5 protein-coding genes are annotated in these 14,420 nt (G+C 71.5%); 2 read left to right on the top strand and 3 right to left on the bottom strand.

The window, feature by feature from the left end:
- Positions 1-188: 188 nt before the first annotated feature.
- Positions 189-5,795, bottom strand: coding sequence for a DNA repair ATPase (locus WMF12_RS27630; protein WP_437850218.1), 5,607 nt, complete (start codon positions 5,793-5,795; stop codon positions 189-191).
- A gap of 496 nt (positions 5,796-6,291) precedes the next feature.
- Here WMF12_RS27630 and WMF12_RS27625 point away from each other — a divergent pair, with 496 nt between their 5' ends.
- Both WMF12_RS27625 and WMF12_RS27620 read left to right on the top strand, forming a co-directional pair.
- On the top strand, positions 6,292-9,216 hold the full coding sequence (locus WMF12_RS27625) for a DUF4215 domain-containing protein (protein ID WP_437850217.1): 2,925 nt from the start codon (positions 6,292-6,294) through the stop codon (positions 9,214-9,216).
- A 111-nt stretch (positions 9,217-9,327) separates the two neighbouring features.
- Positions 9,328-10,719, top strand: a complete 1,392-nt coding sequence (locus WMF12_RS27620; RefSeq protein ID WP_437850216.1) for a hypothetical protein — start codon at positions 9,328-9,330, stop codon at positions 10,717-10,719.
- Positions 10,720-10,920: 201 nt separating this feature from the next.
- On the opposite strand, the gene WMF12_RS27615 is transcribed toward WMF12_RS27620, so the two are convergent.
- The gene (locus WMF12_RS27615; RefSeq protein WP_437850215.1) at positions 10,921-13,134 is read right to left on the bottom strand and encodes a hypothetical protein; all 2,214 of its coding nucleotides are present in this window, start codon (positions 13,132-13,134) and stop codon (positions 10,921-10,923) included.
- Positions 13,135-13,317: 183 nt separating this feature from the next.
- Positions 13,318-14,211 (bottom strand): glycine zipper family protein, encoded by an 894-nt coding sequence (locus tag WMF12_RS27610; protein ID WP_437850214.1) that lies wholly within the window; start codon positions 14,209-14,211, stop codon positions 13,318-13,320.
- Between the last annotated feature and the right edge of the window lie 209 nt (positions 14,212-14,420).

Raw genomic sequence — 14,420 nt, 5'->3', positions numbered from 1 at the left:
CGATAGAGGGGTGCGCGCGGCCGCTCGCTCGGGTGACGAGCATCGGGCAGCCTCGGCTCAGCTCGGATGCTGTGTTCGGGCCGCATACCTCCGCGCCGGAGCACCGCGCGATGCTCCGCCCTGCGCGCAAGCGCGGCGTCGCGCGGCGTCGACAGCAGAGCGCACGAGCGCCGTCTCTGCGGGCGCGCTCACATGCCGAGCAGCATCGGCTCCCGCTGCCGCACGAACCCCTCCACGAGCTCCCGCTGCTCGCCCGAGAGCCGCACGAAGCGCGCCCCGAACCCAGGCGGGCCCTCCTCCTCTGCCTCGCGCGTCCATTCGACCACCCCCACCGCGTCGATCTCGCCGCCCTCCGCGAACGGGATCTTGAGCGCCACCGTCGTCCCGCGCGCCGGCGGCGGCCGGAAGGTCGGCACGAAGATGCCGCCGTGGTCGACGACGTCGGCCGCGGGCGCCGTCCGGTAGAAGTTCGCCGGCGACGCCGCCCCGACCCGCGCCTCGAAGCGCGGCGGCGGCGGCTGGCTCTGCGGGCGCGCCGCCGCGCGGACCTTCTCCTCGAGCGACCGGAGCCCCTGTGCGAGCTCCGAGATCTGGGCCTCGATCGCCCGGATGCCGAACGCGCTCTGCGTCGTCGCCTTCGCGAGCGGCGCCACGATCCGCTCCACCAGCGACAGGTGGTGCCCCACGAACTCCGACACCGAGCGATCCGTCTCGACCTTCACGTCGACCCGCGGCTGCGCCACCCCCTTGAGCGCCGTGGAGAGCCGCTCCATCTCGGGCGCGAGCCACTGCTTCATCTCCCGCGCCCGCGCGTCCCCCGCCTGCGCCACCGCGGCCGCCTTCCCGATCGCCCCGCGGATGCCCTCCAGCTGCTCGCCCAGCATCGACAGCGTGCCGGTCACGCGCACGACCGGGTCGTCCTCCTTGCCGCCCATGCGCTTGATGCGCACGAAGCCCTTCTTGATCTCGTCCCACCGCGCCGCCTGCTCCGGCGTCATCCGGCCGCGCAGCTCGGCGAGCTTGAGGAGGTTCTGCTCGGCGCCCGTCGTCAGCGTCTGCGACTCGCTCACGTAGTGATCGTCGATGAGCCGGTCGACCTCCTCGGGCGTGTGCGCCGCCACGACCTTCTCGGCCAGCTTGTTCATGTTCCGGTAGCTGCCCTGCAGCTTGAACGGCGGCTCCGTCCGGAAGGCGTCGTCCTGCGACGCGCTCCGGATGTACTCGAGGTTCACGGACAGGAGCACCTTCTGCACCCGGAAGAGCCGCTCGAACACGGCGACCATCTCCGAGACCTCCGCGGCGGAGTAGGCGTGCTCGAGCTCCGTCGAGGCGATGGCCTCGCCCTGCGCCATCCGGATGAGCTTGTGCGTGTCGCCCGGCGCCCGCCCGGAGAGCGGCGCGAGCGTCGGGTTCGACGTGAGCGCGTTCTCCAGGTAGCTCAGCGCGAACAGCGCCTCCTTGCCGTCGAGGACGTCGCCGAGGTTGTACGTGTCGGCCCGGTTCGACAGCATGTCGGGGATCTGGAACCGCGCGCCCGACTCCGTGTACGGGTTGCCCGCCATCACCACGCAGAACTTCTTGCCGCGCAGGTCGTACGTCCTCGTCCGGCCCCGCCACACGCCCTCGATCCGGCGCTGCCCGTCGCAGAGCGAGATGAACTTCTGGAGCAGCTCCGTGTTCGTGTGCTGGATGTCGTCCAGGTACAGCATCACGTTGTTGCCCATCTCGAACGCCAGGTTGATCTTCTCGACCTCCTGGCGCGCCGTCGCGTTCGGCGCCTCGGCCGGGTCGAGCGACGTCACCTCGTGGCCGAGCGACGGCCCGTTCACCTTCATGAACACGAGGCCGAGCTTGCTCGCGACGTACTCCATGAGCGTCGTCTTGCCGTAGCCCGGCGGCGAGATGAGCAGCAGCATGCCCATCAGGTCGGTGCGCTTCACGTCGCCCGCGGCGCCGAGCTGCTTCGCCAGGTTCGCGCCGACGAGGGGCAGGTACACCTCGTCGATGAGCCGGTTGCGCACGAACGACGTGAGCACCCGCGGCGCGAACTCCTCGAGGCGCAGCCGCTTCCGCTCCCGCTCCGCGATCTCGCTCCTCACCTTCCTGTAGGCGCGGTAGCGCGGCGCCCTCTCGTGCAGGAAGTCCTCGATCCTGCTCAGGAATTCGTCGAGCCGGAGCGCTATCGCGCGCTCCTTGATGCGCGGGTGCTGCCCGAGCAGCCCCTCGACGCGGGCCTCGGTGACGGCCCCGCTCGGCTCCCGCTCGATGTGCCGCTCCGTCACGACGACGACCGCCGCCTCGAGGGCGAGGTGCCTGAGCGCAGGGTTGCTCGCGGCGAACCCCCTTAGCCACGCGAGCGCGAGCTCCAGCCGCTCGGCCGGGTGCTTCTCGAGCTGCCGCAGGTCCTCCTCGAACGCCGCGCGGCCCCCCGCGAGGTCGAGGCGCGCGAGCAGCGCGTCGCGCAGCGCGAGCGCCGCGTCGCTCGTCACGAACCGGGGGCGCTCCGCCGCCAGCTCCTCCACGAGGTACCGCGCCGCCACGCGCACGTCCGCCGCGCTCGCCTCGAGCCGATGCGCCGCCGCCGCCGCGGCCACGCCCTGCGCGAGCTCGGCCGCGAGCGCCGCCCGCGCCTCGCTCTCGCCGAGCTGCGCCGCGAGCCGGCCGAGGCTCCGCGACCGCCGGTGCGCGAGGTCCCGGGCGCGCGCGTCGAGCCCCGCCCAGGTCAGGCAGGCGAGGGCCCGCGGCGCGCTCCCGAAGCGCAGGAGCCCCGCCGTGGACCGCAGCGCGAGCACCTTCTCCAGGATCAGCGCCGCGTCCGTGTCGTGGACGCCGCGCTCGTAGCCCTCGTCGTGCCGGCCCTCCGCGTACGCGCGCACCGCGCCGAGCAGCCCGCCCGGGCCAAGGGACGCCTCGCGCAGCCGCTCGATCGACAGCCCGCCCCGCCCCGCCTCCGCGTCCGCGAGCATCGAGCCCGCGAGGAGCTCGCCCCGGTAGACCTCGGGGGTCTCGCTCGCGAGCTCCTGGCCCCAGAGATCGCGCGCGCTCTCGAGCGCCGGATCCTCGATCGGCTCGAAGAAATCGGTCCCGGTGAGGTGCAGCGCGAGCCCCTCGCCGCGCGGGACCAGCGTGAGCTCCAGGGCCTGCGTGCTCACGTTGAAGCGGTGGCGGCCCAGCTTGATGACGTCGCCGCCGCCCTCGAACAGGTCCTCGCGGTCGCGCAGCGCCCGGAGCGCGTCCTGCCGCGCCGACTTGAGCCGCGCCTCGACCTCGTCCCCCTTCACGCTGTCGCCGAGCGCGTGGAGATCGGCCGCGAGATCGCGGAGCTTCGCGACCATGGCGTCGGACGCGAAGTACGTGTTGAGCTCGTCCACGCCCGCGAAGGTGCGCGCCCGCCGCGCTACCCCCTGGACGATCCGGTCCGCCGCGGCGACGAGGTTCGAGACGCGCCGCTGCCGCTCGTCGAGCAGCGCCTGTCTGCGCGCCGCGATCGCGTCGTTCACCTCCTCGCGCTTGGCCGCGAGCTCGCCCAGAAACTCGTCGAACTCGCCGAACTTCCCCTCGAGCTCCTCGAGCTGGACGAGCAGCTTCGACAGCTCGGCGTCGCAGCGCTCGGGCGTGTCGCACACCGCGATCGCGCTCGAGACGCTCTGGCCGAACACCTTGAACTGCGCGCCGAACTCCGCGCGCCCCTCCGCGCCCCGCAGGTCCTTGCCGCGGGCGCTCAGCGTCGCGCGCGCGCGGTTCAGCTGCGCGTAGACCTCGCTGATCCCCTCCAGGATCCGGGTCCGCGCCGTGGGGTCGTCGACCTTGAGGCTCGCCACGATCTCGGCGAGGACCGAGAGCCCCTCGTTCACGGCGTCGAGATCCGCGGCGAACGGCGCGAGCTCGGGCGACTTCGCGACGGCCTCGATCTTCGCGATGAGGCCCGCGAGCCGGTCGGCCAGCGGGCGGAACGCCTGCTCGCCGAGGAGGAACGTCACGCACGCCTGGCTCACCTCGTCGGCGCGCGCGACGATCTCGGCCTCGAGCGCGTCGACGCGGCCGAGGTCCATGTACTTGAGCTCGCGGAGCGTGATGAGGTGCCCCCGCTGCCGCCGCAGCGCGGTCAGGGCCTTCAGGAACGCGTCGACGCTCGCCGCGTCCTCGGGCCGCACCCCGGAGAGCAGCTGCCGCTGCGCCGCCTCGGCCTCGGCCAGCGCGGCGGCGGCGCGCGCCTTGATGCCCTCGACCTTCTCGAACTCGTCGACGATGCTCTCGGAGACGCCCCGGAGCTCGTTCACGACGGACAGGAGATCGCCCGCCTCGGCGTGGCCGAGCCAGTAGTAGGCGTCGGCCATCCGCTCGGCGGTCTTGATGAGATCCTCGTACGTCTGCCGGGTCGGCGACCCGTCCAGCGCCGCGCGCCGCATGCTGAGCGCGTCGGAGATCCCCCGGACGAGGTCGGCGTTGCCCACCTTCGCGAGGTACGAGCCGTCGGTCGGCGCCGACGCCGCGAACTCCGCGGTCATGAACGGCGTCTGCCAGATCTGCATCGGGTGGACGCGGGTCGCCTCGTCGCTCGACGCCCGGAAGATCACCATCTTGCCGTCGTCGAAGAGGCTGTACCCGTGGCACTGGATCGGCGTCGCGATCTCCTTGCGGATCAGGTTGTACGGGAAGAGCACGTACCGCCCGTCCACGACCTGGTGGAACACGTAGAGCACGTCTTCCCCGTTCGGAGAGCGGATGACCCGCTCGAAGACGAGGCTCTCGGTGCTGCCCTCGAAGCGCTTCGTCTCGCCGGTGATGAGGTAGTAGCCGTTCGGGAAGACGATGCCCTGGTCCTCGGGGAGGCTCAGGCAGGCGAGGCCGATCGCGTCGATGCGCGTGACCTTCCGGGTGCGGCCGTTGTAGACGAGGTAGCGGTACGAGGGCTCCCGGAACGGCTTGATCTTGAGCAGGATGAGCGGCCCGAGCCGGGCGTACTGGATGTCGGCGTCGTCGAGCGCCTGACCCGCGTCGTCGACCGGCTCGCGGTAGATGCCGAGCCCCGTGGTCGTGTTGTTCTCGACCTTGACCGTGAGATCGCCGCCGACCGTCTCGACGAAGATCTCGCCGAGGATCGCGACGTGCGGGTGCTTGCCCTGCACGTGGTCGTCGCGGGTGGCCTGGGTCCAGGCGAAGTCGTGGGCGCGCGGCCGGACGTTGTCCTCGTCGCCGCGCGCGTCGAGGTACCGGATGCGCCCGGTCGCGTCGATGCTCCACCGGAACACCTTGGTGTCGCGCTCGGTCGCGCCGACCTGGAAGATGGCGAGCAGCCGCGTGTCGCCGCTGCGCCGCAGCTGGAGCAGCCGGGGCTCCTTGACGTAGCGGTGGAGGTCCTTGAACTCCTTGACGAAGTTGGGGTCGCCGAGGAACGCCTCGCCCTCGTCGAGCGGCACGTGGGACAGGTCGAACGCGCCGCCGTCCTTCGCGAAGCGGTGGAGGCTGAAGACGTCGCCGACGTTGACCTCCTTCAGCCCCATGAACACGAGGTAGCCGACGAGCAGCTTGCCCCGGATGCTCACGATGTCGCGCGGCACGCAGTTGTTCTCGGTCCTGACGCGGGCGTTCTCGAGGAGCGCGAGGTCCGTGCCGCCGAACACCTGTTTTCGCCGCGCGTTGAGCGCCTCGGCGCGGCGGGCGAGCTCCTCGGCGCGCTCGACGAGCCGCCTCCGGATGACCTCGTAATTGCCCCCATCCAGCGGCTCCGCCGCCTGCGGCGGGGACGCCCCCGCCGCTCGGGCCGCGCCGTCCAAGGCCCCTGTCGACACCATGCATGCTCCGTGTGGTCAGCCGAAAGGCCCGCCCCCGCGTCGAATCCGCGCGGGCCTCGGCCTGCCCGCGGCCAGGTTACAGCCGTTCGCCGCGTCCGGGGGGCGAGATGGCGACCGCGCGGCGGGCGGCGTGGCGGCGCGGCGGCGCGGCGCGGCGGCGCGGCGCGCGAGGCGGCGCCAGGACGTCTTCCAGGGATGTCAAGCCCGAGCGCCGCCGCCGTCGCGCCGCCATGCCGCCGCGCCGCCCGCGGATTCCGTCGCGTCCCGGCGGGCGGCGCGTCGGGAACCCGCTATACCGTGAAATCCGCTTGCTCCACGCGGGTGGCTGCGTTGCGATGAGGCGGGAACGAGGGCGACCCACATGTCGATGCGAGCGCGCGCCTGTGCGACGTGCGCTCACTTTGCCTCCAGCGGCGCACCTCGTCGTTCGAGGCGCCTCGCGGCGTGGCATGGACAGCGTGACGACCTTCTGAAGCAAGTTGGGATGGTGGCGTCGATGGGCTTGGGAAAGAGACTTACTTCCGTGCTCCTCGTCGTGCTCGCCGGTCCGCTCGTCGCCTGCGGTGGCGGCGGCGAGGGTGGCGGCGGCGAGGGCGGCACGGGCGGCGGCGAGGGCGGTGCGGGCGGCGGCGGGGCTTCAGGCACCGGCGGCGAGGACAGCAGCGGGAGCTTCGGCGGCTTCATGACGGTCGGATCGGGCGGGAGCGGGGGCGCCGGGGGCGATCCCTGCGAATCGCCGGATCCTCCGCCGGAGTGCGACGCGGTGGAGCCGGCGTGCGGCGACGGCGAGATCAACCAGGGGAGCGAGGCGTGCGACGACGGGAACAGCCTCCCCGGGGACTGCTGCTCTGGCGCCTGCAAGGTGGAGCCGTACTGCGTCTGCGAGCCCGGGGAGCTCTGTCACACGACGATCGCGTGCGGCAACGGGGCGGTGGAGCCCGGCGAGAGCTGCGAGGACAGCAACACCGCCTCGGGCGACGGCTGCGACGATCGCTGCCAGAGGGAGCCGGGCGACTGGATCTGCCGGACGCCGGGGGAGCCGTGTTACCGGCTCCACTCGTGCGGCGACGCGCGCGTCTCGGGCGGGGAGAGCTGCGACGACGGGAACACGGTGTCCGGAGACGGGTGCTCCGAGGTCTGCGCGCTGGAGGACCCCGGCAGCGTCACGTGCCCTGTCCCCGGGCAGCCTTGCAAGCCGGTCGAGCGCTGCGGCGACGGCCGCCTGCGGCCGACCGAGCGGTGCGATGACGGGAACACGGAGCCCGGCGACGGCTGCTCGCCGAGCTGCCTTGTCGAGGCCGGCTGGAAGTGCCCGGACGGCGTGCACTGCACGTTCACGGTCGTGTGCGGAGACGGCCAGATCGGCGTGGGCGAGGCGTGCGACGACCGCAACACGCTCTCGGGCGACGGCTGCTCGTCGACCTGCGGCCTCGAGGCCGGGTTCGACTGCGCGCGCGCGGGGAGCCGCTGCACGGCGGTCTGCGGTGACGGGCGCGTCGTCGCGGGCGAGGACTGCGACGACGGCGACACGACGAATGGCGACGGGTGCGACGCCACCTGCAAGTGGGAGCCTGGCCTCGTGTGCCAGTCCGCGCCCGGCGGCTACGTCTGCCGCGATACCCTCTGCAACGACGGGAAGAGGGAGGGCTCGGAGCCGTGTGACGACGGCAATGCCAACCTCGGCGACGGCTGCACGCCGTTCTGCCAGGTCGAGCCGGATTGCGGCGACAGCGGGTGCTCGTCGGCCTGCGGCGACGGGCTGCGGCTCGGCGACGAGGCGTGCGACGACGGCAACACGAGGAGCGGCGACGGCTGCTCGCGCGGGTGCACGATCGAGCCGGGGTACAGCTGCAGGAACGATTCGACCCTGGGCGACGAGCTCCGCGTGCCGATCGTGTACCGCGACTTCAAGCACGAGGCGCCGAACTTCGAGCCTGACTCCAACCCGCCGGACGCCATCGTCACGGGCATCGTGCAGAGCGCGCTCGGCGCCGACAACAAGCCCCAGTTCGCCGCGGCGCGACCGAATGCCTTCCTCACGAACGCCACCGATTTCAATCGCTGGTACAACGACTCGGACCTCTCGAAGACGGTCGTGGGCTGGCTCCCGCTCGCGCGTGTCGGGACGTCGGGCGTGTTCCTCTTCGAGGATCACCTGTTCTTCCCGCTCGACGGCAAGGGCTGGCAGGACCCGTCGGTGCCCGTGGAGCAGCGCGAGGCGAACCGCGAGGCCCGCGATCCGTTCAACGACTGGGCCGTGGCGGGCAATCACAACTTCTACTTCACGAGCGAGGTCCGCTATTGGTTCGAGTACCACGGCGGGGAGCGGCTCGATTTCTACGGGGACGACGACGTCTGGGTGTTCATCAACAACCGGCTCCGCATCGACCTCGGCGGCATCCACACCCCGATGGGGACCGGCGAGGTCGCCGGCGTCGAGGACGATCGCGGGACGGTGCGCATGGATGACCTCGGCCTCACGGAGGGGCGCGTCTACGAGGTCGTCGTGTTCCAGGCGGAGCGCCACACCACGGCATCCAGCTACAAGCTGACGCTCGGCGGCTTCAACGCGGCCTCGTCCGTCTGCGAGCCCGTGTGCGGCGATGGCATCGTCACGCCCGACGAGCAGTGCGACGACGAGGACGAGAACGGCCCGGGGTACGGGAAATGCTCGACGAGCTGCACGCTGGGGCTCTACTGCGGCGACGGGGTGACGACCTCGCCGTACGAGATCTGCGACGACGGCACCAACCTGGGCGGCTATGGCTCCGAGGCGTGCGCGCCGGGCTGCGTGGCGGCTCCCCGCTGCGGGGACGAGGAGATCGACAGCCAGTTCGGCGAGGAGTGCGACGACGGCGTGAACGACGGCCGCTACGGCGGGTGCACGGCGGAGTGCGTGATCGGGCCGCGGTGCGGCGACGCGGTCGTCCAGGAGCCCAACGAGACGTGCGACGACGGCGTGAACGACGGCCGCTACGGCGGGTGCACGCCGGAGTGCGGCGACGCGGCGAAGTGCGGCGACGGGGTCACCCAGGACGCGTGGGGCGAGGAGTGCGACGACGGCGTGAACGACGGCAGCATGGGCTGCCTCGGTTGCCGGATCGGCGCCGTCTGCGGCGACGGGAGCGTGCAGCGGGAGCTCGGCGAGGAGTGCGATGACGGCGAGAACGACGGCGGCTACGGCGAGTGCGCTCCGGGCTGCGTGTACGGCCCGCGCTGCGGCGACAGCGTGACCCAGGCGCCGCCCGAGCTGTGCGACGACGGCGAGAACGACGGCGGCTACGGCGAGTGCGCTCCGGGCTGCGTGTTCGGCCCGCACTGCGGCGACGGCGTGCGGCAGACGGCGTTCGAGGAGTGCGACGACGGCAACACCGCGAGCGGCGACGACTGCAGCGCCACGTGCCACAACGAGGTCCACTGATCCAGCGCGAGCCCTGACGGCGACGGGAGCGCGGCGGCTCGCCTGGGGCCGCCGCGCTGCCCTCTCGACGGCTCAGAACACGTACCACGCGGGCTATCGAAAAGGGGTACCATGCGAATTTCGACATCTGGCGCGCTCACGTTGCTTGCGCTCGTTCCGGGGTTCCTTCTCGGGTGCTCCGGCGAGGAAGCGCCGGGCTCCACGGCGGCGTCTCCGACGTTCCATCGAGACGTCGAGCCGCTGCTGCAGAAGCACTGCATGAGCTGCCATTCTCCCGGCAACATCGCCCCGTTCAGCCTGACGGCGTACGACTCCGCGCACGGCGTGGCCAGCCTGCTCGCGCGCTCGGCGCGGGAGCGCACGATGCCGCCGTGGGGTGCGATGGAGACGGACGAGTGCCAGCCTCCTCACGGCTGGAAGGACGATCTCCGGTTGACGGAGGAGGAGATAGCGGTCCTCGAGGCGTGGGCCGCCTCGGGGGCTCCCGAGGGGGATCCGGCGGACGCGCCGCCCCCGTTCGTGGCCGAGGCGCCGGGGCTGCCCGGCGTCGAGCTGGAGGTCGCGCCGAAGGAGCCGTTCGTCGCGAGCGGCGATGCCGACCAGTTCCGGTGTTTCGTGATGGATCCTGGGCTCACGGAGACGCGGTACATCAACGGCGTGCACCTCGTGCCGGGCAACAGCAAGGTCGTGCACCACGCGCTCGTGTTCATCGACAGGGATGGCGCGGCCGACGCGCTCGTGGATGAGCACGGCGGATACGACTGCTTTGGCGGCCCCGGGTTCTCGGGCGAGCTCGTCGCCGCGTGGGCGCCGGGGGGCGTCCCCATCGAGCTCGAACCGAACATCGGCGCTGAGCTGCCCGCGGGGGCGCGGCTGGTGATGCAGGTCCACTATCACCCGGCCGGGACGACCGCCGAGCCCGACGCGACGCGCCTCCAGCTGCGCTTCACCCAGGGCGTGCCGGAGTGGCTCATGGGCATCGCGCTGATCGGCAACTTCGAGTCTCCCTTCGCGCAGGGGCGCGGCCTCCTCCCCGGGCCGAACGACGCGGATGGCGTGGAGTTCCTGATCCCCGCCGGCGAGACGGATCATGTCGAGACCATGCAGTTCAGGATGCCCGCTGCGGTATCTCTCTCGGAGACGTACCTCTATGGCGCCGGCACGCACATGCACTATGTCGGCACGGACATGAAGGTCACCCTCGAGCGCGAGGAGGGCGCCGCCGACGCGCCTGCGGAGCAGTGCCTGGTGCAGACGCCGAGGTGGGATTTCTCGTGGCAGCGCGGGTTCTACTACGACGCTCCCATCGAGCAGCTCCCGCGCCTCCGCGGCGGCGACCTGCTGACGATGCGCTGCACGTACGACAACTCGAACAGCAATCCATTCCTCGCGAAGGCGCTCAAGGAGCAGCACCTCCCCGGCCCGGTGGACGTGCACCTCGGCGAGAGCACGCTCGACGAGATGTGCCTCGCCGCCGTGATCCACGTGACGAGGAACAAGTAGCGATCCGTGTCTTGATGGGTGTGGGAGGTCGGTAGCGATCGACGACTGCCGATCATCTCTCTCCCACCCGCACCGTCTCCGAGCGGTGCTCTCCCGCACAGGAGACGGGCCCAGATCGGCGTTTTCGGCGCGCAGGCGTACTTAAGTACGCCGAGCACCGAAAACGTCGAGGTGGGCCCGTATCCGAAGCGGGAGCGCCGCTCAGGCGCGCGGGGTGCGCAGCTTCGCGAGCTCGTCGATGCCGAGCTCACGCGCCTTCTGGGCCAGCGCCTCGATCTTCTTCTTCCCGTCGGCGTCGGCGCTCGGCAGGAGCGACGTCAGGAGCCCCGACAGCGTGCCCTCCGAGGGCTTTCCCCCGGGCGCGACGAGCTGCTTCAGGTCCTCCGTGACGCTCGCGTTGCCGTTCAGGTAGTCGCCGGCCAGGGCGCGCACCGTCGCGCTCTGGTCGACCAGCCCGTCGACCGACTGGCCCAGTGTGACCGCCTTGACGAAGCGATCGAAGAACGCCCCGTCGCCGCCGACGATGTTGATCTTCGCGTGCTCGAACGCCCCGTGCAGGATCTCGGCCTGCGCCTTGGCGATCTCGGCCCGGATGCGCAGCGACTCGAGCTCCACCGCCCGCTCCTTCTCGAGCCGGAGGCGGAACTCCTCGTGCTCGCGCCCGACGCCGTCGAGCGCCTTCATCGCCGCCGCCTTCTCCGCCGTGCCGGCCGCCTCGGCCAGGAGCCGCTGCTTGATCGCGGTCGCCTCGGCGAGGCCCGTCTTCTCCAGGGCGAGCGCCTCGGCCTCGCGCGTCCGCGCGGCCGCGAGCCCCTTCTGCTCGATGCCCGCCGCCTCGGCGAGGAGCCGCTCCTTCGCGACCGTCGCCTCGGCGCGCCCCTGCTTCTCGATCGCCATCGCCTCGGCCTCCTTGACCATCACCCGCGCGAGGCCCTGCTTCTCCTCGCCGGCGGCGGCGGCGTTCATCTTCTCGAGCGCCACGCGCGCCTCGGCGAACCCCTGCTTCTCGATCGCCTGCGCGTCGGCCTCCTTCACCCGGATGCGCGCCAGCCCCTCGGCCGCGGACTCGGCCTGCAGGCCCTCGGCGAGGCGGATCTTCGCGCGCGCGGCCTTGTCGCTCACCTCGAGCTCGGCGTCGGCCGTGATGAGCTTCTCGCGCGCCCGGAACTTCGCCGCCTCCTCGCTCGCCTCCGCGCCCTTGAGCTGCTTGACGAGCTGCTCCTGCGCCTCGGCCTCCGCGTTGATGCGCGTCACGTCCTTGAGGCGCGTCGCCTCGGCCACCGCGCGCACGTCCTTGATGCGCTCCTCCTCCTCGGCCACCGTCTTGTCGACCGCGATCCGCGCCCGGACCACGTCGGCGATGTCCTTCTTCTGGAGCTCGAGCTCCTTCTCGCGCGCGATCTGCTGGAGCGTCACGTCGCGCTCGCGGCTCACGATCTCGAGCTGACGCGCCTTCTCGACGCGCTCGGTCTCGACCGCGACCTCCCGCTCCTTGTTCTTCTGGGCGACCGAGACGCCGCGCTCCTTCGCCTCGCGGGCGACGAAGGCCTCCTCGTCGTTCTTCTCCTGGAGGAGCACCGTCTTCTTGCGCTCGTCGCTCACGATGCGCGCGGCCTCGTTCTGCTCGCGCGCCTGCGCCACCGCGATCTCCTTGGCCTTCTTCGCCTCGGCCTCGGCCCGGCGCTGCTCGAAGCGGAAGATGGCCTCGTCGGAGTTCAGGTTCTGGCTGCCGATCTCCATCCGCTCCTTCTGGCGGAGCTCGTTCGTCAGCACGTTCTGCGCGACCGTGAGCTCGGTGATCTTCCGGATGCCCTCGGCATCCATGATGTTGTCCTTGTCGAGCAGCTCGATGGGCGTCTGCTCCAGGTAGTCGATCGCCGCGTCGGCCAGCACGAACCCGCTCAGGTCCTTGCCGATGACGTCGATGATGTCGTCCTTGAACTTCTGCCGCTCCTTGTAGAGGTCCTCGAAGTTCAGCCGCTTGCCGACCGTCTTGAGCGCCTCGGAGAACTTCGCGGCGAAGAGCTGCTCGAGCGTCTCCGGGTTCGACGCGCGGACGCAGCCGATGGTCCGCGCGACCGTGCGCACGTCGTCCTGCGTCTTGTTCACCTGCACGAAGAAGGTGACCTTGATGTCCGCGCGGATGTTGTCCTTGCAGATGAGGCCTTCCTTGCCGCGCCGGTCGATCTCGATCGTCTTGACCGAGATATCCATGTACTCGGCGCGGTGGATGATCGGCAGCACCAGCGTCCCGGTGAAGGTGACGATGGGGTCCTGGCCTCTCGTGTTGATGATCAGCGCCTTGCCCTGATCCACCTGGCGGTAGAACTTGGCGTACATCACCAGCATCCCGAGGGCGACGAAGGCGAGGACGCCGACGAGGACGATGATTAAGGGGACGGTCACAGGGGGCACGCGGAGCTCCTTCGCGTTTCGGTGGAGGGGAGGGCGCCGGCCCCCGCGTTCACGTCGGTGAGGGTCGGACGGCCAGGCCCGCTCAGAGCCGGGTCGGGGGCCGAATGACGCCCCCTAGGGGATGAGCGTACACGAAACCGCCCGCCCGACAGCGGCGTTCAGCGGCGGCGCCCGCGCCGGCGTTCAGCCGCGGCGCTGCCGCTCGTCCGCTGCGCGCGCCGCGGGCGCGTCGTCCTCCTCGACGCCGGCCGGGCGTGCTTCCACGCGGGACGCACCCCGCTCGGCCAGGGGAGGGGGAGGGCCGAGGAGGGCGTCGAGCGGCTCGACGCTGAAGATCTCTCGGTCCGGGTCCCAGCTCACGAGCAGCGCGCGGTCGCCCCGGCGGAGCGCGCCGGGCGTGTCGCACCGGACGTCGAGGATGTGGCTCGCCCCGCCCTCGTCGATCGTCGCCTGACCGAAGCGCTCGTCGACGCGCCCGGTGGAGATGACGCACACGCGGCCCACGAGATCCTTCTTCGACTGGCCGTGCCGGGTCACGAACAGCGGGCCGAGCGGCCGCACCGCGAGCGAGGTCGAGAGCACGGCCGCGGCGAGCGAGCCGGCGAGCACCGCGACGCCGAGCGTCCAGCGAGGCAGCCCCCAGCCGAGCCAGAGCGGCTCGACGAGCACCGTCGACAGGGCGCTCGTGAACCAGCCGAACGCCGAGATCAGCGTGAGCGTCACGGTCGCCGGCACGCGGTGGAGCCGGAGCGCGGCGAGGAGCGAGCCGGCATCTTCCGCGCCGCCGGCCCCGTCCGCCGTGCCCGTCGCAGCGCCCTCGAGCGGGCCCTTGGCGGCGCCTTCGAGCGAGCCCTTGACGGCGCCTTCGAGGGCGCCCTTGGCGGCGCCTTCGAGCGAGCCCTTGGCGGCGCCTTCGAGCCCGCCGAGGTCGGGGGCGGCGTGGCCGTGGGCGCCGCCGAGCAGGTCGAGGTCGACCGCGCCCAGGAGGACGAACAGCCAGTAGATGAGCGCGAGCGCGAGCGCGACCGTGAAGATCACGGCAGGGAACGCGAGCGATGCGGCGAGCACCTCGGCCATAGGCAGACGCGAGCAGGGCGCAGGATGCGGCGCCCGCGACCAGCGTCGCCGATAGGATCACAAGGAGGGGAGGGATGGGGCCAAATTCGGTCGCCCAGCGTGCGGCCGAAAAGACTTGACAGGCATGGACAGGCGCCTGGCGCGAGCCGCCCTACAGGGAGCCTACAGGGATCGCACAACCAAGATGCGATCCGGCCCTCATGGAAAGG

This window comes from Sorangium sp. So ce363 (genome assembly GCF_051520435.1).
Classification (GTDB): Bacteria; Myxococcota_A; Polyangia; order Polyangiales; family Polyangiaceae; genus Sorangium; species Sorangium cellulosum_B.
This window is presented reverse-complemented; position numbering and strand designations above follow the sequence as displayed.

Coding starts and splice junctions, on each gene's coding strand:
- WMF12_RS27630 (WP_437850218.1), bottom strand. CDS start 5,795: ATGGTGTCGACAGGGGCCTTGGACGGCGCGGCCCGAGCGGCGGGGGCG.
- WMF12_RS27610 (WP_437850214.1), bottom strand. CDS start 14,211: ATGGCCGAGGTGCTCGCCGCATCGCTCGCGTTCCCTGCCGTGATCTTC.
- WMF12_RS27620 (WP_437850216.1), top strand. CDS start 9,328: ATGCGAATTTCGACATCTGGCGCGCTCACGTTGCTTGCGCTCGTTCCG.
- WMF12_RS27625 (WP_437850217.1), top strand. CDS start 6,292: ATGGGCTTGGGAAAGAGACTTACTTCCGTGCTCCTCGTCGTGCTCGCC.